This is a genomic window from Shewanella sp. GXUN23E (assembly GCF_050865035.1).
Taxonomy (GTDB): Bacteria; Pseudomonadota; Gammaproteobacteria; order Enterobacterales; family Shewanellaceae; genus Shewanella.
The window spans coordinates 193,422-209,960 of sequence record NZ_JBOZWP010000003.1 but is presented as its reverse complement, the minus strand read 5'-3'; the positions used below and the strand labels follow the sequence as shown (position 1 = coordinate 209,960).

Sequence of the window (16,539 nt, the reverse complement as noted above, 5' to 3'; positions counted from 1 at the left end):
TCAGCTCCTTATCTCTGGGTTACAGCGCCTGATTGAGGAACTTGAGCATGTCGTCGGAGGCGGACACCACTTTGGCGTTCATCTCGTAGGCACGCTGGGTGGAGATCATCTCCACCATCTCTTCCACCACATTGACGTTGGCGCCTTCCAGTGCGCCCTGGCGCAGCTGGCCCAGCGCCTCATCGCCGGGCACGCCCTCGATGGCGGCACCCGAAGCATCGGTTTCCCGGTACAGATTGTTACCACGGGCTTCCAGCCCGGCCGGGTTGGTGAAGTGAGCCAGAGTGATCTGCCCCAGCTCCTGGGCGTCGCTCTGGCCTGCCAGCTGGGCAGTGACTATGCCGTCAGTGGCTATGGTGATGGTCAGCGCATCTTCGGGGATCTCGATATTCGGCACCAGTGGCAAGCCCTGAGAGGTCACCATCAGGCCATCGGCATTGCGGTAGAACTGACCGTCACGGCTGTAAGCCAGGTCGCCATTGGGTTCTTCCACCTGGAAGAAGCCCTGACCTTCAATGGCCAGATCCAGCTGCTGGTTGGTGGTCATGATATCGCCACCAGTAAACACCTTCTGGGTGCCGGCCACCCGGGTACCGGTACCCAGCTGCAGACCGGCAGGCAGCTGATTGAGTTCATCCACCTGGCCGCCGGGCTGACGCTGCGTCTGGTAGAACAGATCGTTAAAGGCCACGCGATCACGCTTGAAGCCTGTGGTGTTGACGTTGGCCAGGTTGTTGGCAATGGTCGTCATCTTGACGTCCTGGGCGGTCAGACCGGTTTTGCTGACCCAAAGTGCGCTGTGCATAGTGTGTATTCCTGTTAAGCGTCGCGCAGCAGACGGTTACCGGCGTCGGCCAGCTTCTCTGCGCTTTTCATCAATTTCACCTGAACTTCAAACTGGCGGCTTAAATCCATGGCGGCGATCAGTTCATTGACCGCGCCGACATTGCTGCTCTCCAGTACCCCTGAGTCCACCCGTACCTGATCATTGGCGGCGGCCAGCTCGTTGCCGTCCAGCCCATAGAACAGGCCATCCTCGGCCTTGCGGATATCGGCCTGCTGCGGATTGACCAGCTTGAGCTGGCCGACCTCTTCGATAATGCCGCCGGCATCAGGCAGTACAGACACCATGCCTTCGTCGCTGATAAACAGGTCGCGGTAGGCGGGCAGCACGATCGGGCCGTCAACGCCGACCACGGCACGGCCATCTATGGTCAGCTGACCATTGGCGTCGGCCACCAGTCCGCCATGGCGGGTATAGGCTTCGCCAGCATCGGTCTGCACGGTGAACATGCCGTCACCGCGGATAGCCAGATCCAGCGTTCGGCCGGTGGCGCGTGCCACACCGGCGGCTGAGGAAAAGCCGCTGTCCTGGGTGTGCGCCAGTACCCGGGTGGGCAGGGCGGCAGGCACTGTGTCCACCCGCATGGCGGCAACGTGCTGCAGATCTGCCTTAAAGCCCGGGGTATCGGCGTTGGCCAGGTTGTTGGCGGCAATGGTCTGGGCCTGCATAATGCGGCTGGCACCCTGAGCCGCGGTGTAGAGCATCTTGTCCATGGCTTACCGTCAGATTGCGTTCAGCAGCGCCTGCTGCATGGTGGAGTTGGTATCCAGCACCTTGGCGTTGGACTGATAGTTGCGCTGGGCGGTCATCAGGCTGACCATTTCCGCCGTGGTGTCCACGTTGGAACCTTCAAGATAGCCGCCTGTGATGGAGCCCATGGTGCCGGATGACGGCGCGCCAATCACCGCCTGACCGGCTGCGGCGGTCGCGACCCAGGCATTGTTGGAAACCGGTGTCAGGCCATTGGGATTGTTGAAGTCCGCCAGTACCACCTGGCCCTGCAGCTGCTCCTGACCATTGGTGTAGGTGCCGAAGATCATGCCGCTGTCATCCAGACGAATACCGTTGAGCTCACCGGCGGTGTAACCATCCTGACTCAGGCTGGAGTTGTTGTAGTCGGCGGCATACTGGGTGCAGCTGCCATAATCCAGCGCCAGTTGCAGGCTGTCGGCACCGGAAATGCCCGGAATATCCAGGGTGATATCGCCACCGCTGGCCAGTTTGCCCTTGCTGTCGAAGGTGATGGCATGGCCACCCTCAGGCCCGACTTCGGCGCCGTTCATCATGTAGTGCACATTCCAGCTGTTGTCGCCGGTTTTCACATAGTACTGGGTCAGGGCGTGTTCATTGCCCAGTGAGTCGTACACAGTCACAGTGCCGGAGGAGTGGAAGCTGGCCGGATCGTTGGCATCAAACGGCGTCACGGCCGGGTCAATGGCATCCACCCGCGCATCCAGATTGGAGACCTGACCAATCTCAGAAGTGGCTTTGGCAGGCAGTGAACCGGTTTTGATCTGCAAATCGCCTATGCTGCCATTCTGCAACTGTCCGCCAGCGCCCACGCCGAAGCCCTGCAGCCGGTTACCGGCCGGATCGGTGACAAAGCCCAGCGCATCCTGGCTGAACATACCGGCGCGGGAGTACATCTTGGTGCCATCGCTGCCATTGAGTACGAAGAAACCTTCACCCTGAATGCCCATGTCCAACTGACGACCTGTGTAGGTCAGCGAGCCGCCCATGGAGAAGTTCTGGCTGGTGTTGGCCACGTTGACGCCGCCCGGGTTGCCGCCGTTATAGATGGCGGCAAACTCGCTGCGGCCACCGCGAAAACCCACAGTGGAGGAGTTGGCGATGTTGTTGGAGATGGTATTCAGATCCTGGCTGGTGGCCTGCAGGCCGCTCAGGGCAATGTTGAAAGACATGGGCTTATCCTTTTAAGAAACTTCAGAAATATCCAGCACAGACACAGTGCCAAGACCGTGGCCCATTTCGGCCATCATCATGCCTTGGGCGCTGATAAAGTGAATTTTGGTGATGGGGGCGGACAGGAAGCTCTTGGCCTCCACGGTTTTTTCCCCTGCTTTGGCGGCAACCTTGAGTTCATATTCGCCCTTGGGCAGACCCAGCGCCTGCGGGTCGATGGCGAAGGCAATGTCGCCTTTTTCCTGACTGCCCAGATTGATGGTGCTGACCACCTCGCCCTGATCATTGACCAGCTCGATATCCAGCGACTCCACTGCGTGGTCCAGATAGACCTTGCCCTTGACTGTGTCGCCATCCAGCTCGACGCTGTCGGCCGGTACCATGGCGTTTTTGCCGATCAGCGAGGCTGACTGCACTATGCCGAGGTTTTCCATCATCATCATCTGGGTGGTCTGGTTCTGGCGCATATGCTCCAGGCTTTCCACCTGAGAGAAGGTCGCCAGCTGGCTGACATACTCGTTGGCGTCCATGGGATTGGTGGGGTCCTGATTCTGGATCTGGGCGATCATCAGGGTCATAAATTCATTTTTCAGCGCGGCGGCGTCATTGGCATTGGGGGTGACCGTATTGTTGCCCTGGCTTGCCTTGGCGGCGTTGGCCTGAAGTTGTACTGACATGGTGTGTCCTTACTTGTTGCCTAACTGCAGCAGCCCCTGCTGCATGCTGCGGGCGCGGTTCATGATCTCAACACTGGTCTCAAAGGCGCGGCTGGCGGCCATCATGTCGGCCATCTCTTCCATGGTGTTGACGTTGGAATAGGCCACATAGCCTTTTTCATCGGCAAACGGGTGATCCGGTTCGTAGCGCATCTGCAGCGGCGCATCGGCCTCGACGATGGCGGCCACTTCCACCCCGGCGCCCGGGGTTTTGCCCGCCACCTGCTGATAGCTGGTGGCGAATACCGGCTTGAGCGCGCGGTAGGCCTGCTCCGGCGTTTCGGCAGCCACCCCGGCATTGGCCAGGTTACTGGCGACCGTGTTGAGCCGCACTGTGTGGGCTGTCATGGCGCTGCCGGAGATGCTGTAAATTTCGTTGAATGACATGGTCTGTGGTTAACTCCCTGAGTTATTTGCCTTCGATGGCGCCGCGGATACCGCTGATCTTCATGTTGAGGAAGGTCAGGCTGGTCTGAAAATCCATGGCATTCTGGGAGAAGCGTGCCTGCTCTTCGCCCAGCTCAACGGTATTGCCATCGGCACTGGCCTGATGGGGGATGCGGTAGCCTGTCTGATACTCGCGGGACATGGGCATACCGGCATTCAGCCCCGTCATCAGGGCGGAAAAGTCCAGATCTTTGGCCTGATAGCCAGGGGTTTCGGCATTGGCCAGGTTGCTGGCCAGCATCTTGCTGCGCTCAACTCTGAAGTCCAGCATCTGGGGGTGAACCCCGAGGGCTTCATCAAGCTTGATAGTCATGGTGGCTCCCAGTAAGGTATGTCGGCATTTTCAAGCTAGATACCAAATAGCGTGCCAACTTATTAAATTAAGCAAATACAATGAGTTATTCTTTTTCTCGTCGATTTGGCGGAACAGGCTTTTCCCGTTTTCCCGCTGGGACTTCCCCCCGGCGTTTCCCCGTGCCGGGATGGATCGGGTTCCTGCTGATGGCGCTGTGGACAGTGTCACTGCCGCTGCTGGCGACTGAGCCTGTGGCGAGCGCGGCGACGCAATTGCAGCAGCAAAGTCAGCAGTTGCTGCTGGAACGGTTGACCGGGTGGCGTCAGGGTGTCGGGTTGGCGCCACTGAAAACCCGGGTGGACGTTAAACTGCCATCAGGGATTTCCAGACTCTCCCGCTGTGAGCAGACACCGGATGTTGAGACAGTGTCCGATTCGGCTGCCCTGTGGGGGCAGATCTCCCTGCGGGCCAGCTGTGATGCGCCCAAGTGGCAGTTGGTGCTGCGCGCCAGCGTGGAAGTGGAGGCCAAACTGCCGGTGCTGAGGCTGAGTAAAACCCGGGGTGAAGCCATAGCTGCCGGCGATATTGTTTGGCAATGGCAGACATTAAGTGCGTCAGATACAGCTTTGGTCACCCGTATTGAGCAATTGCAGGGGAAACAGGTGGTCAGGCGCATTCGTGCCAACACCCCTGTCAGTCAACGACAGTTACAGCTGCAGGATTGGGTCAGCGCCGGTGAGCAGGTGGTGATCGAGGCCAAAAGTGCCGGATTTGTCGCCCGCATGCCGGGACAGGCGCTGGAAAATGGCGCTGAAGGTCAGGCCATCCGGGTGAAGAATTTAAGCTCGGGCAAGGTGATTACCGCTTACCCCATCGCCGCCGGCGTGGTGGCAACCCGGTTTTAGTTCAGGTTTGGTAACAGCAAGGTTTTAGCTGCCGCCGGGTGTTAGTCAAGGCCCTGTGACAGCCAAAGCCTGGTTGTTTTATGGGTCGATTTCAGTCGCTGACGGCTGCGGTCGTTTTAACCGGATAGAAGCCTATAACGGAGACCACTGATGGAAATCAGAAAGACCACGACCCCAGCGGTCACTCTGGTCAGCGGCCAGAAGCCCGCATCCACGCAAGTAAAGCAGGCTGAGTCTCAGCCGGCCAAGCAACAGACAGCCGTCAGCCAGGACTGGCACCTGCTGGAGCAGGGCCATGAGCAGCTGAAAACGACCAGCGACTTTGATGCCGACAAGGTTGCCGCGCTGCGTCAGTCATTGAAAGAGGGCACTTTCGATCTGGATGTCAGTCAGATCGCCTCTGCCATGCTACGTCAGCACGCCTGATATGGCAGACAAGAAAACCCTGCTGCAGGCGCTTATCCGCGGCATCACACAGGATGTGGCTGACTATCAGCAGTTGCAGCAACTGCTGGCGAGTCAACGTCAGTTGATGCTGGGACGGGATAACGAGGCGCTGCTTGAGCACAATCGCCATCAGGATGCACTGGTCACTCGCCTCAGCCAAAGTGCTGAGCAGCGCAGTCAGTTGCTGCAGGCTATTGGTGTCAGCGCCGATGGCGCGGGTATGGACAAGTTGCTCAGGGCGTTACCCGGGGCGGTGGCGCTGCAGGTTAAAGATCGCTGGCAGCAGTTGCTGGCACTGGGACAAAGCTGTCAGGCCGCCAATGAGCAGAATGGCCGTTTGCTGGTGCGCCAGCAGGAGCTTATCCGCGATCTGCTGCACAGCCAGCCTAAGGGCGCTGCCGGGCAGACGCCTTATCCTTGCGATTCATATGCTGCGCGCTGATGCAGCTGATTGGGCTGAACAAGATATATGAACAATGGCATGTTAAACGAGTGCTGGCGTATCGATTAGCCAGAAGGTTGCCGACTTCCTCTTTGGACTATTGACGCAGACTGCGCCTGCCGGCCAGATCATCCGTCGCTTTTTGTTCCTGGCGGGCCTGCCATTGCTGCAGTGCCTGCTTTTTTTGCTGAACCAGCCAGTTCAGTCCCTGCCAGCGGCCCAGCTGCGCCTGCCAGAGTTTATCCAGCCGTTGCTGCTCCAGCACAGTCAGCGCCAGTTGCCGCTCTAGCGCCTTGTCCATCGGCTCAAGCTGATTACACAGTTGCTGCTGGTTTTGCCACAGCAGCGCATGGCTGTGACGGCCACCCTGATATTCCTCACTGAGCTGCCTTAAGCTGATCAGCTGCTGTTGCAGCTGTGCAACCCTTTGTCCGAGCTCACGACGGTGCTCCCCCAGTTGCCTGAGTTTATCCTCTTCGCGCGCTGATAATCTGATAAGGGCATTCATGATTGACGAACCTATGACTGACGTATCTATGATTGACGTATCTGGGCCAGCAGCTGTGTCAGCTGCTCAAGACTGGCTGTGGTGGTGTGGCATTCATCCGTGCCCTGTTGCAGAAACCCGGCGATGACGGGATAGGCGCGCACCGCCATATCCAGCTGGGCGTCCTGCCCCGGCTGATAGCCGCCCAGTGGCAGCAGTTCGCGCACTTCCTGGTAGCGCGCCAGTAGTTGCCTCAGGGTTGAAATGGCCTCCAGCTGCGAGCCAGAAGCGATTTGTGACGCCAGACGGCTGACCGAAGCGTTGATATCCAGCGCCGGGAAATGACCGGCTTCTGCCAGCTTGCGGCTCAGTACAAAGTGGCCGTCGAGAATGGCACGGGCCGCATCGGCCACCGGATCGCTGGGGTCATCACCCTCGGCCAGCACAGTGTAAAAGGCGGTGAGGCTGCCATCGGGATGACTGCCGTTACCCGCCATTTCCACCAGTGACGGCAGCTGGGCGAATGCCGAAGGCGGATAGCCTTTGGTGGCCGGAGGTTCGCCCAGACTCAGGGCGATTTCCCGCTGCGCCTGGGCGTAACGGGTGAGGGAGTCGACCAGCAGCAATACCTGGCGGCCTTCATCCCGGAACTGACAGGCGATTTGATGGCACAGGCGCATGGCCCGCAGCCGCATCAGTGGCGGCGTATCGGCCGGCGCGGTGATCACCACGGCGCGGCGGCGTCCGGCCTCGCCCAGTGATTGCTCGATAAATTCCCGCACTTCGCGGCCACGCTCGCCGATAAGCCCGACGACCACCACATCGGCTTCAGTGAAGCGGGTCATCATCCCCAGCAGCACACTCTTGCCAACACCGGGTCCGGCAAACACCCCCAGGCGCTGGCCACGCCCGACGGGCAGCAGGGCGTTGATGGCACGTATGCCCACATCCAGCGGTTGGCTGATGGGCTGGCGCTGCAATGGATTGGGGGCTCGGGTACAGGGCGCCGTCAGATGAATGCCGCTGAGTGGCCCAAGACCATCCATGGGCTCTCCCAGACCGTCCAGTACCCGGCCAAGCAGCCCGGGCCCGACCGGAATGCGGTAGCTGGCATCGATGGGCATCACTCTGGCGCCCGGCATCAGGCCTGTGGTGTGGGAGATAGGCATAAGGCACAGGGTATCGCCGTGAAAACCGACCACTTCGGTTTCCACCCGCGAGCCGTCACGGCACTCCACCAGTGCCCGCTCGCCCGTGCCCAGATGACAGCCCACCGCCTCCAGCAGCAGGCCGTTGACCCGGGTCAGGCGACCATACACTTTGGCAACGGGCACAGTCGGCCAGTTGAGCAGCTCGGCAGTCATGGCGTTCAGGCTCCGGCTGCGCCGGACTTGTCCGCCTGTACCTGGCGGGCCAGATGCGCCTCGACCTGATCCATACAGGCATCGAGCCGGGTTTCCATGGAGGCGTCGGCATCGCACTGATCACTGACAATGCGGCAACCGCCCTGACTGATCCCGGCGTCGGCCACCAGTTGCCAGTCTTTGATTTTCTCCGGCGCCAGTTGTTTGAGCTCATTCACCGCCGCCGGTTGCAGGTGGATGCGGATATCTTTGCTGCTGGCGGGCAGGGCGCTGAGGGTTTCCTCGACCAGTGCCATGATCTGCTGCGGCTGCAGCGTCAGTTCACAGCGGATCACCTGATGGGCAACCCGGCGCACCAGATCCACGATCAGCTGTTGCTGCTCCTGCACCTGTTGCTGGTGGCCTTCCTGCAGCAGCGCCCTGAGGGCGCTGATGGGGGTAATGATCTCATTCAGCTGCTGATCGATATCCAGCTTGCCCTGTTGCTGGCCCTCAACCCGGCCCTGATGAAATCCGGCGGCATAACCGGCGCGCTTGCCTTCCTCTTCGCCATTCTGACGACCGGCTTCAAAGCCCTGACTGATCCCTTCGTCATAGCCTTTATCAAAGGCCTGCTGATAATCCTGCCATTCACCGCTGTCGGCTTCTCCCGCTTCACGGGCCTGCAGCGGCGCGAACTGGTGACGGCGGGCAAAGGTGCCGTTCAGGCGCCAACGTCTTGTTTCCATGGGCTTACTCCACTACCTGTTCGTCAAACAGCTGCAGTTCAATCTTGCCGTCGCTCATCATCTCTTTGGCGATCTCCATGATCTGCCGGCGGGCGTCATTGGCCTGACTCAAAGGCACGCCACCCAGGGCGTCCATCTGAGTTTCAATGGCGGCCGACATACGTTTTGGCAGGGCGCCCAGCAGGGTGCGCTTGAGCTCTGCGTCTATGCCCTTGAGTGCCAGCGCCAGGGTGTCGGCATCGACGGCGGCGATGATTTCCTGCAGCACTTCGGCCTTCTGGCGACCCAGGATGATGAAGTCGAACATATTATCGGCCACTTCACTGGCGAGCTTTTTGTCGTGCATGCGAATAAGCTGCATCAGCTGCTCGCGGTCACCGTCAAAGCGGTTGAGGATGTCGGCTACCTGACGGACGCCGGACACCTGGGTGTGGCTCTTTTCCATGGCCATCAGCATGCAGCGCTCCACTAACTGGCGCAGTTCATCGACCACATCCCGCTCCAGCTCGCCCAGTTGGGCTATGCGAACCAGGACTTCATCCTGATTGATGCGCGGCAGGTGTGCCAGCACCTGAGCGGCAGTTTCCGGTGGCAGCAGCCCCAGCATCACCGCCTGCAGCTGCACATGCTCGTGCAGCAGTTCGCGGGCCAGCAGTTTGGCATCGACCCACTCCAGGCGCTTGACCAGGGTTTTAATTTCATCGCCATAAATACTGTCGATCAGGCTCTTGGCGACCCTGTCACCCAGCGCCAGATCCAGCGTTTTTTGCAGATAAGTGCGCGACGCGCGGGCGATACCGGCCTGCTCTTCGTAACGGCCGAAGAAGCGATTGAGCACAGCTTCGGCTTCCTGCTGAGTGGTGGAGGACAGCCGCGCCATCTTGTAGCTCAGGTGCTCCACGTCATGCCGATCGAGGTGGGCCATTACCTTCGCAGCTCCTTCCTCTCCCATGCTGAGCAGCAACATGGCGGCCTGCTCCAGGTTATCCATTTTGATGTTCAGCAGTTCGTCATTCACTGTCTTTGTCTCTTATCCAATGGCTGATCACTTCGGCGACGCGGGCCGGTTCTTCGTTGGCCAGCAGGCCAAGGTGCTGCATCTTGACGGTCAGCGGTGAACCCGGTGGTGGCAGTGATTGCGCCAGTGCGGTTTGCATTAGCTGTGGCTGTGCGCCGGGCAGGCTGTGGCCCTGGTATTCGTCGTCGGCCTGCGGCTCGGCTGACGGTGCTTGCTGTGACAGCGCAGGTTGTGGCTGTGGGCTTGTCGGCACGCTGGTGGTGCGCACCAGATGGCTGACCAGAGGGCGCAGCACAAACAGAATCAGTCCCAGCCCCAGCAGACCGCCGATCAGGTATCTCAGGTATGCCTGATAATCTTTGGTTTGCCACCAGGGCAGGGGCTCAAACACCACCTCCTTGGCGGGCAGGAAGGCAAAATTGCTGATGCTGAAAGTATCGCCGCGCGCGCTGTTAAAGCCGATGGCGTCCTGCACCATAGTGGTGATCTGCTCCAGCTGCTGCGGCTGCCAGCCGGTATCACCGGCCACGGCATTGTTGACCAGCACAGAGACCGACAGCTTTTCCAGCTGCATCTGCTGGAAGCGGGTATGGCGCACCGCGCGGCCAACTGCGTACTGGCGGTTCTGGTGCTGGCTGAGATTGCGGCTGTTGTTGCTGTCTTCGGTTGCAGCCGTGGCTGGCTGATTGCTCAGCGCACCGGGAATGCCCAGCCCCATGGAGTTATTGGTTTCATCTGTCTTGAGGTTTTCCTGGGTCACAATCGCCTGCGGATCCAGCGATTCGCGGGTTTCCTCGACCTGATTGAAGTTGACCATGGCAGCCACCTGCACCTGATAGTTGCCTGCCCCCAGAATTGGGTCGAGCATGCTTTCGGCGCGTTTGATCAGGCTTTGCTCCAGCTCATGGGTGTAGTTCAGCTGCTTGTCCCTGGCCTGGGTGATGTCCTGATTGGAGGTGACATCGGCACTGAGGAAGTTACCTGCCTGATCTACTATCTGCACCATGTCCGGGGTCATGCCGGTGACGCTGCCGGCCACCAGATTGGCGATGGCGGCGATTTGCGCTTCCTGCAGTTTAGTGCCTGAGTAGAGTTCAAGCAGTACCGAGGCGGTGGGCTTTTCCGGCTCGGCGCGGATAAACAGGGTGCGCTTGGGAATGGCCAGATGCACCCGGGCATGGCGTACCTGCTCCAGCGCCATAATGGTGCGCGACAGCTCACCTTCGAGGCTGTGGCGGTACTTGGCCTGCTCCATAAACTGGCTGGTGCCCAGCGCAGCATCGCCCAGGGATTCCATGCCGGATGGCACCTGTGCCTTGACGCCACGGGCGGCCAGCAGCATGCGGATTTCACCCAGCTGATCTTCACGTACCAGAATTTGCCCTGAGTTGGCATCCAGCCGGTAGTTCAGGCCCTCGCCATCGAGCACTTCGATGATGCTGGCGGAGTCGATTTTCTCCTGGCTGCCGTACAGCGGGCGATAGCCCTGGGAGCTGGTCCACAGCAGCAGCACGATAACGCAGGCAACCACAGAGGCCAGAATCGCCAGCGCGATCACCTGTTGATCGCCTTTGGTGAAGCGCTGCAGTTTTTGTTTCACTGTCTTGATACCGGTGCCGGGATCAGTGACAAAGCCGGAAGAGGAAGGAGTTAAGGTGGTCGACATGGGGGGTCCTTAAATGGGCATCTTCATGACGTCATCGAATGCCTGAACCAGGCGGTTTCTGATCTGCATCAGGGCGGCGAAGGACAGGCTGGCCTTCTGGCTGGCGACCATAGCGCCCACCAGATCATCGCTCTGGCCGGTATCCACGGCCCGGACCATGGCACTGGACAGCTGCTGATCCTGATTGACCGAGGCGACCTTCTGCTTCATCAAATCGGCAAAGGACACAGGCACCGCCTGCTCAGCAAAAATATTGGCGGGCTTAATCGCCCCTTTGGCCAGCTCCTGATGGACCTGCATGGTCTGGCGCATATCCGTCGCTGTACTGTTCAGTGGGAGTGACATAGTGACTTCCTTTGGGGTGAAGATCAGGCGGCCTGCGCCTGTTCAAGCAACTGGTCGATGTCGATACCGGCATCACGCATCTGCGCCAGCTTGTATCTCAGGGCGCGGGTGGTCATGCCCAGCGATTCGGCGCTGCGCGCCCTGTGTCCGGCAAAGCGCTTGAGGGTATCGATAACGTATTGGAATTCTGCATGTTTCTTTGATGCCTTCAGGCCTTCACCGGGGGGATCTGACGGTGTGGCCGCTGGCAGCGAGGGCGCGCCCTGAATGCCCAGTTCGGCAGCCTGCAGTGCCTGGCCACGGCGCAGTACCAGTGAGCGCTGGATGCAGTTTTCCAGCTCGCGCACATTGCCCGGCCAGCTGTGACTGAGCAGCAATTGCCGGGCCGCGTCGGAGAAATAACAGCTCTGGCCCTGGGTCAGGTGCTGATAGCGCTGAATAAAATGTTCCGCCAGCGGAAGAATATCTTCCTTCCGCTCCCGCAGCGGCCGGATATTCAGGGGCAACACGTCAAGGCGGTAGAACAGATCTTCGCGAAACTGCCCCAGTGACACGGCCTGGCGCAGATCTCTGTTGGTGGCGGCGATGATGCGAATGTCCAGATTAATGGTTTTGTGACTGCCTACCCGCTCGATTTCCCGCTCCTGCAATACCCGCAACAGCTTGGCCTGCAGCATCAGCGGCAGTTCGCCAATCTCATCCAGCAGCAAGGTGCCGCCGTTGGCCAGCTCAAATTTGCCCGGCTGATCATGGGTTGCCCCGGTAAAGGCGCCTTTGACATGACCAAACAGCACGGATTCCAGAATATGTTCGGGAATGGCGGCGCAATTGACCGCGATAAAAGGTTTGTCGCTGCGGCCTGAATGGCGGTGAATGTAGCGCGCCAGCGGCTCTTTGCCGGTGCCGCTTTCACCGGTCAGCAGTACGCTGGCATCGGTAATGGCGGCGCGGTGGGCCAGCATCAGCAACTGTTTGCTGATGGGCGAGGCGGCCACCAGATGTTGATCCGCCTGCTCCAGTCGGTGCAGGCGCTGCACCAGATTGACCAGCTGCACTTCATCCAGCGGCAGCAGCAGATAGTCCTGGGCGCCACAGCCCATGGCGGCACTGGCCAGCTCAGTTTGTTCGGGATTGAGCAGCGCCACCAGATTACGACTGCGCAGTCCTTTGAGCCGGGCGCTGACCTCAGCGGCCTGACACCCGGACAGATCCACCAGTGTCAGCCAGGGGGCGGCAATACCGCATTCAAGGCTGAAGCCCAGCGCATCCAGCTGCTGTTGGCAGCGCGCGGAAATACAGCCCTGTGGCAGGGAAATGCGCAGCGTCATCGCGCGGCCTCCTGTGATGTACCGGCGGCGCGAACCAGTCTGACGACCACCCGACGGTTGAGTTGCCGTCCGGCGGCAGAGTCATCTGCGGCGATAGGCTGGCGGGTGCCGTGGTGGAATACCTGCAGTTTATCGGCGTTCACTCCCAGCTCGATCAACCGCGACGCCACGTTCTGCGCACGCTCCTGACTGAGTACCAGGTTGGCAATGCGGTTGCCCTGACTGTCGGCATGGCCATCCACCATCACGCCGCTGACGCCGGCATCGGCTCTGACATATTGGGCGATGGCACGCAGATCCTGCTCGGCGTCGGCGCTCAGGTCGGCACTGGCAGAAGCAAACTGAATGGCTCTTTGTCTTACGTATTCAAAAGGTTGTGGCAGCAAATCGCGGCGGCACTGACGCCAGGCCTGGACTGCTGCGCTGACCCGCACTGGAGCGGCGGTCAGCTGATAGGCGACCTGCTGGTGCTGCTCAATATCGACCTGCCAGCTGTGTCCCTGCTCCAGCGCTTCAATGAACCGGTTCAGTTGCTGGCCCCGGGCAATGGCGCGGCGCTCCTGCCAGTGCATGGGAATGCGGGTATCTGTGACTGTGTCCTGTGCCCAGCTGGAGCCGACGGTACTGGCCACTGTGGTACCGGCCTGGCTGAGCCAGTCGGCATTGAGGCTGAGCTCAGGCGCGCTGCCTGGCAGCAGGGTCAGTGCCAGACTGCCGAAGCCGGCTATGTCCTGGGATAAGCGGCAATGAAAAATATCGCCTTCAAATTGCCATTGCACCTGTTCAAGCGGGGTTTGATAACGGGTTGGCTGTGCGCTTGCCTGACAAATAAAAGTCATGCTTAACAATATTGCGCCGAATAAATAACAAACAACCGGCATGATAATAATCATCCTCAACTTGATCGTGTGTTAGAGAAGCTAACAGAATGTTTTCTTATATTTTTTATTATCTTGAAGTTCGAATTATTTCTATTTAGCATCAAGCGAAATTAGCTTGAATAAATAAAGTTGGCACAAATTAGCTTAAGGGGTGTTAAGGTGTCAACCTCTCTGTTTTCCGCGTCAGGGCTGGGTTCTTGTGTCAATAAACTGGCATTTTGACTGGCTGCGTCAAATAATAATTAAACGGGTTTAATTATCTATGTGGATGATTAAAAACTGAGCTGAATATAAAAATATTAATCACTGGATTAAAGTTTTGATTTATTTTTGTCGCTTATAAATGAACTTTGGTTTATTAATGTGCGCGACTTGAATTGCGATATTTAAGGCGACAATTAATTGTCAGCTGTCAAAAATATGATTTAAGAAATCAATTCAAAGAAATATAAATTTCGGGGCAATCGGATGAAAACTACTGCCAAAGCAAAGGTGCTGCCTGCAGGCAGTCAGGTGACTGTGAGATCGGTGGATTTGGTGCAGGAAAAGCTAGCCCGCAGCCGTCTGTTACTGGCGCTGGAGCAGGGACAACAGCGCCTGTGCAGCAACATCAATCAGGTGCTCAAGCCCCTGATGCGACAGGGTGGCGCCGGTATTCAGCGGGTGACGCTCAGCCCCGAAGCGCACAGCCTGACGGCGTGCAGCGACCATGTCTGGTTTTCCCTGAGCCTTCAGCGTCGGGTGCTGGCGCTGTGGCGTATCGACCGCTGCACCCTCGAGCAGCTGGCCAGCAGTCACTACGGCGGTCAGAGCGGCCTGTTGTTTTCGCCATTGCGTGCGCCGACTCAATCGGAATTCCGGCTTGGGCTGAAGCTTATCAAAGCGGCGCTGGCCACCATGCCGCTCAGGCCCCTGGACGATGAACAGTTGCAGCTGGAAGTGCTGTCCGCCGGTATTCCTGCCGATGTGGCGGCGTGCTGGCAGCTGACCTTTGCTGAGGACTATCCGGCAGCGCCCATGCAGTTTGCCATGACAGATGCGCTGCTGAATCTGCTCAGCGCCCCGGTTATCCAGCATCAGGTTGCCGACGATCTGGCGGCTCGGCTGGAGCAGCGCCTGCTGCAGATCCCGGTGAAGGTGAAACTCGAGGTGGGGCGTCAGCATCTGCCGGTAGATTCCCTGTCACAGTTGAATGTGGGTGATGTGTTGCCACTCAATCTGCATCGCCGCTGCCCGGTTTCCCTGGGACTGCGGCCTTTGTTTTACGCCAGTGTGCATGCCCATGAGGGCGCGCTGGTCGCCCGTTTGAATCAAGATGCCTATCAAGAAGAGGAAGTAACCCGTGTCTGAGTCCACTTTGTTAAATGACGACGATTTCCTGCTGGATGATGATCTGTTTGCCGACGAAGCGCCGGTGGCCAGAAGCAAGCCCAGTCGCGGCATGGCGTTCTTTAATCAACTGCCGGTGCAGGTGAGTCTGGAGCTGGCCAGTGCCGAGATGTCGCTGGGTGAGCTGACCCGTTTGGGGCAGGGCGATGTGATCACCCTGGATCGTATGGTCGGTGAGCCGCTGGATATCCGCGTCAACGGTGCCCTGCTGGGCCGGGGCGAAGTGGTTGAAGTTAATGGTCGCTATGGAGTGCGCTTGCTGGAGGTTGAAGCCGGTGGCATTGCCGCAATGCAGGATTAATCCGCTGTGGCTGGCAGTCTTGCTGCTGCTCGCCGTGTTTCCTTCCCAGGCGGCCGATGGCCTGACGCTGCTGACCTATGGTCAGGGCGATGATGCCCAGAAGGTGAATATCAAACTGGAGATCCTGGCGCTGATGACAGTGCTGGGGTTTCTGCCCGCCATGCTGATGATGACCACCTGCTTTACCCGCATCATTATCGTGCTGGTGATCCTGCGCCAGGCGCTGGGTCTGCAGCAGAGCCCCCCCAATAAGGTATTGATTGGCATCGCGCTGGTGCTGTCCATGTTCATCATGCGCCCTGTGGGGGAGGAGATCTATCAGCAGGCGTATCTGCCCTATGACGCCGGTCAGATTGAGTTGCCTGAGCTGGTCAGCCGTGCTGAGACCCCTTTGCGGGGCTTTATGCTGGCGCAGACCCGGGAAACCGATCTGGAGCAGATGCTCAAAATCGCCGATGAGCCGGTGACTCTCAAACCCGATGAAATCCCGTTTTTTGTGCTGTTGCCGGCCTTTGTACTGTCTGAGCTGAAAACCGCCTTTCAGATTGGCTTTTTGCTGTATCTGCCGTTTCTGGTGATCGATCTGGTGGTGGCGTCTGTGCTCATGTCGATGGGCATGATGATGCTGTCGCCGCTGATTATCTCGCTGCCTTTCAAGTTGATGGTGTTTGTGCTGGCCGATGGCTGGTCGATGACTGTAGGCACGCTCACCGCCAGTTTTGGCTAGCGCCCGGAACCCTGCTATGGAATTGATGGAAATCACCACGTTTTTTGCCGATGCCATCTATCTGGTGGTGATGCTGGTGCTGGTGCTGATTGTGCCCGGGCTGGTGCTTGGGCTGCTGATCGCCGTGTTTCAGGCGGCGACTCAGGTCAATGAACAGACGTTGAGCTTTCTGCCCAAGCTGGTGCTGACCTTGCTGATGGTGATCTTTGCCGGGCAGTGGATTTTGCAGCAACTGCTGGATCTGTTTGACCGGCTGTTCCACGCCATTCCCCATGTGATCGGCTGA

The 16,539-nt window shown here is 58.9% G+C and carries 21 protein-coding genes; 7 read left to right on the top strand and 14 right to left on the bottom strand.

What is annotated here, in order from left to right; genetic code table 11:
• Nucleotides 1-19: 19 nt before the first annotated feature.
• From flgG to ACRRUX_RS04690, 6 genes are read right to left on the bottom strand one after another with little or no spacing between them, the layout of a single operon-like run.
• A complete protein-coding gene (flgG, locus tag ACRRUX_RS04715) occupies nucleotides 20-805 on the bottom strand; it encodes a flagellar basal-body rod protein FlgG (protein ID WP_432527682.1) in 786 nt (261 codons plus the stop codon).
• A gap of 14 nt (nucleotides 806-819) precedes the next feature.
• On the bottom strand, nucleotides 820-1,557 hold the full coding sequence (locus ACRRUX_RS04710; protein ID WP_432527680.1) for a flagellar basal body rod protein FlgF: 738 nt from the start codon (nucleotides 1,555-1,557) through the stop codon (nucleotides 820-822).
• Nucleotides 1,558-1,566: 9 nt separating this feature from the next.
• Nucleotides 1,567-2,766 carry a flagellar hook protein FlgE gene (flgE, locus tag ACRRUX_RS04705; RefSeq protein WP_432527678.1) on the bottom strand — a complete coding sequence of 400 codons (1,200 nt, stop codon included), beginning with the start codon at nucleotides 2,764-2,766 and terminating at the stop codon, nucleotides 1,567-1,569.
• Nucleotides 2,767-2,778: 12 nt separating this feature from the next.
• Nucleotides 2,779-3,444 carry a flagellar hook assembly protein FlgD gene (locus tag ACRRUX_RS04700; RefSeq protein ID WP_432527676.1) on the bottom strand — a complete coding sequence of 222 codons (666 nt, stop codon included), beginning with the start codon at nucleotides 3,442-3,444 and terminating at the stop codon, nucleotides 2,779-2,781.
• Between the two features lie 9 nt (nucleotides 3,445-3,453).
• On the bottom strand, nucleotides 3,454-3,870 hold the full coding sequence (gene flgC / locus ACRRUX_RS04695; protein WP_432527674.1) for a flagellar basal body rod protein FlgC: 417 nt from the start codon (nucleotides 3,868-3,870) through the stop codon (nucleotides 3,454-3,456).
• 22 nt (nucleotides 3,871-3,892) lie between these two features.
• Nucleotides 3,893-4,243 carry a flagellar basal body rod protein FlgB gene (locus tag ACRRUX_RS04690; RefSeq protein WP_432527672.1) on the bottom strand — a complete coding sequence of 117 codons (351 nt, stop codon included), beginning with the start codon at nucleotides 4,241-4,243 and terminating at the stop codon, nucleotides 3,893-3,895.
• A 161-nt stretch (nucleotides 4,244-4,404) separates the two neighbouring features.
• Between ACRRUX_RS04690 and flgA the strand changes: the two genes are divergently transcribed.
• From flgA to flgN, 3 genes are all read left to right on the top strand, one after another.
• Complete coding sequence (gene flgA / locus ACRRUX_RS04685; protein WP_432527670.1) at nucleotides 4,405-5,130, top strand: flagellar basal body P-ring formation chaperone FlgA; 726 nt, start codon at nucleotides 4,405-4,407, stop codon at nucleotides 5,128-5,130.
• 150 nt (nucleotides 5,131-5,280) lie between these two features.
• A complete protein-coding gene (flgM, locus tag ACRRUX_RS04680; RefSeq protein ID WP_432527668.1) occupies nucleotides 5,281-5,556 on the top strand; it encodes a flagellar biosynthesis anti-sigma factor FlgM in 276 nt (91 codons plus the stop codon).
• Between the two features lies 1 nt (nucleotide 5,557).
• Nucleotides 5,558-6,019 (top strand): flagellar export chaperone FlgN, encoded by a 462-nt coding sequence (flgN, locus tag ACRRUX_RS04675; protein WP_432527666.1) that lies wholly within the window; start codon nucleotides 5,558-5,560, stop codon nucleotides 6,017-6,019.
• A 97-nt stretch (nucleotides 6,020-6,116) separates the two neighbouring features.
• Here flgN and ACRRUX_RS04670 read toward each other — a convergent pair whose 3' ends face one another.
• Genes ACRRUX_RS04670 through ACRRUX_RS04635 form a run of 8 tightly spaced genes read right to left on the bottom strand, consistent with a single transcriptional unit; the run spans nucleotide 6,117 to nucleotide 13,794 of the window.
• Entirely contained in the window at nucleotides 6,117-6,527 is a 411-nt protein-coding gene (locus ACRRUX_RS04670) for a hypothetical protein (RefSeq protein WP_432527664.1), read from the bottom strand.
• Nucleotides 6,528-6,553: 26 nt separating this feature from the next.
• Nucleotides 6,554-7,870 (bottom strand): FliI/YscN family ATPase, encoded by a 1,317-nt coding sequence (locus ACRRUX_RS04665; protein WP_432527662.1) that lies wholly within the window; start codon nucleotides 7,868-7,870, stop codon nucleotides 6,554-6,556.
• A 5-nt stretch (nucleotides 7,871-7,875) separates the two neighbouring features.
• A complete protein-coding gene (gene fliH, locus ACRRUX_RS04660) occupies nucleotides 7,876-8,598 on the bottom strand; it encodes a flagellar assembly protein FliH (RefSeq protein WP_432527660.1) in 723 nt (240 codons plus the stop codon).
• Nucleotides 8,599-8,602: 4 nt separating this feature from the next.
• On the bottom strand, nucleotides 8,603-9,589 hold the full coding sequence (locus tag ACRRUX_RS04655; protein ID WP_432527853.1) for a flagellar motor switch protein FliG: 987 nt from the start codon (nucleotides 9,587-9,589) through the stop codon (nucleotides 8,603-8,605).
• A gap of 19 nt (nucleotides 9,590-9,608) precedes the next feature.
• Nucleotides 9,609-11,282 carry a flagellar basal-body MS-ring/collar protein FliF gene (gene fliF / locus ACRRUX_RS04650; RefSeq protein ID WP_432527658.1) on the bottom strand — a complete coding sequence of 558 codons (1,674 nt, stop codon included), beginning with the start codon at nucleotides 11,280-11,282 and terminating at the stop codon, nucleotides 9,609-9,611.
• Nucleotides 11,283-11,291: 9 nt separating this feature from the next.
• On the bottom strand, nucleotides 11,292-11,627 hold the full coding sequence (gene fliE / locus ACRRUX_RS04645) for a flagellar hook-basal body complex protein FliE (protein WP_432527656.1): 336 nt from the start codon (nucleotides 11,625-11,627) through the stop codon (nucleotides 11,292-11,294).
• A gap of 23 nt (nucleotides 11,628-11,650) precedes the next feature.
• A complete protein-coding gene (locus tag ACRRUX_RS04640; RefSeq protein WP_432527654.1) occupies nucleotides 11,651-12,955 on the bottom strand; it encodes a sigma-54 interaction domain-containing protein in 1,305 nt (434 codons plus the stop codon).
• A complete protein-coding gene (locus tag ACRRUX_RS04635) occupies nucleotides 12,952-13,794 on the bottom strand; it encodes an OmpA family protein (RefSeq protein ID WP_432527652.1) in 843 nt (280 codons plus the stop codon). The genes ACRRUX_RS04640 and ACRRUX_RS04635 overlap by 4 nt, the downstream gene beginning before the upstream one ends.
• Before the next feature lie 510 nt (nucleotides 13,795-14,304).
• Between ACRRUX_RS04635 and ACRRUX_RS04630 the strand changes: the two genes are divergently transcribed.
• Genes ACRRUX_RS04630 through ACRRUX_RS04615 form a run of 4 tightly spaced genes read left to right on the top strand, consistent with a single transcriptional unit; the run spans nucleotide 14,305 to nucleotide 16,539 of the window.
• Nucleotides 14,305-15,186, top strand: coding sequence for a FliM/FliN family flagellar motor switch protein (locus ACRRUX_RS04630; protein WP_432527650.1), 882 nt, complete (start codon nucleotides 14,305-14,307; stop codon nucleotides 15,184-15,186).
• Nucleotides 15,179-15,526 (top strand): flagellar motor switch protein FliN, encoded by a 348-nt coding sequence (gene fliN / locus ACRRUX_RS04625; RefSeq protein ID WP_432527648.1) that lies wholly within the window; start codon nucleotides 15,179-15,181, stop codon nucleotides 15,524-15,526. Before ACRRUX_RS04630 ends, fliN begins: the two co-directional genes overlap by 8 nt.
• Nucleotides 15,471-16,253: a flagellar type III secretion system pore protein FliP gene (gene fliP / locus ACRRUX_RS04620; protein WP_432527851.1), complete on the top strand. Its 783-nt coding sequence runs from the start codon at nucleotides 15,471-15,473 to the stop codon at nucleotides 16,251-16,253. The genes fliN and fliP overlap by 56 nt, the downstream gene beginning before the upstream one ends.
• A gap of 16 nt (nucleotides 16,254-16,269) precedes the next feature.
• Nucleotides 16,270-16,539, top strand: a complete 270-nt coding sequence (locus ACRRUX_RS04615; protein WP_432527646.1) for a flagellar biosynthetic protein FliQ — start codon at nucleotides 16,270-16,272, stop codon at nucleotides 16,537-16,539.

Coding starts and splice junctions, on each gene's coding strand:
- flgG (WP_432527682.1), bottom strand. CDS start 805: ATGCACAGCGCACTTTGGGTCAGCAAAACCGGTCTGACCGCCCAGGAC.
- ACRRUX_RS04710 (WP_432527680.1), bottom strand. CDS start 1,557: ATGGACAAGATGCTCTACACCGCGGCTCAGGGTGCCAGCCGCATTATG.
- flgE (WP_432527678.1), bottom strand. CDS start 2,766: ATGTCTTTCAACATTGCCCTGAGCGGCCTGCAGGCCACCAGCCAGGAT.
- ACRRUX_RS04700 (WP_432527676.1), bottom strand. CDS start 3,444: ATGTCAGTACAACTTCAGGCCAACGCCGCCAAGGCAAGCCAGGGCAAC.
- flgC (WP_432527674.1), bottom strand. CDS start 3,870: ATGTCATTCAACGAAATTTACAGCATCTCCGGCAGCGCCATGACAGCC.
- ACRRUX_RS04690 (WP_432527672.1), bottom strand. CDS start 4,243: ATGACTATCAAGCTTGATGAAGCCCTCGGGGTTCACCCCCAGATGCTG.
- flgM (WP_432527668.1), top strand. CDS start 5,281: ATGGAAATCAGAAAGACCACGACCCCAGCGGTCACTCTGGTCAGCGGC.
- flgN (WP_432527666.1), top strand. CDS start 5,558: ATGGCAGACAAGAAAACCCTGCTGCAGGCGCTTATCCGCGGCATCACA.
- ACRRUX_RS04670 (WP_432527664.1), bottom strand. CDS start 6,527: ATGAATGCCCTTATCAGATTATCAGCGCGCGAAGAGGATAAACTCAGG.
- ACRRUX_RS04665 (WP_432527662.1), bottom strand. CDS start 7,870: ATGACTGCCGAGCTGCTCAACTGGCCGACTGTGCCCGTTGCCAAAGTG.
- fliH (WP_432527660.1), bottom strand. CDS start 8,598: ATGGAAACAAGACGTTGGCGCCTGAACGGCACCTTTGCCCGCCGTCAC.
- ACRRUX_RS04655 (WP_432527853.1), bottom strand. CDS start 9,589: ATGGATAACCTGGAGCAGGCCGCCATGTTGCTGCTCAGCATGGGAGAG.
- fliF (WP_432527658.1), bottom strand. CDS start 11,282: ATGTCGACCACCTTAACTCCTTCCTCTTCCGGCTTTGTCACTGATCCC.
- fliE (WP_432527656.1), bottom strand. CDS start 11,627: ATGTCACTCCCACTGAACAGTACAGCGACGGATATGCGCCAGACCATG.
- ACRRUX_RS04640 (WP_432527654.1), bottom strand. CDS start 12,955: ATGACGCTGCGCATTTCCCTGCCACAGGGCTGTATTTCCGCGCGCTGC.
- ACRRUX_RS04635 (WP_432527652.1), bottom strand. CDS start 13,794: ATGACTTTTATTTGTCAGGCAAGCGCACAGCCAACCCGTTATCAAACC.
- ACRRUX_RS04630 (WP_432527650.1), top strand. CDS start 14,305: ATGAAAACTACTGCCAAAGCAAAGGTGCTGCCTGCAGGCAGTCAGGTG.
- fliP (WP_432527851.1), top strand. CDS start 15,471: ATGGAGTGCGCTTGCTGGAGGTTGAAGCCGGTGGCATTGCCGCAATGC.
- ACRRUX_RS04615 (WP_432527646.1), top strand. CDS start 16,270: ATGGAATTGATGGAAATCACCACGTTTTTTGCCGATGCCATCTATCTG.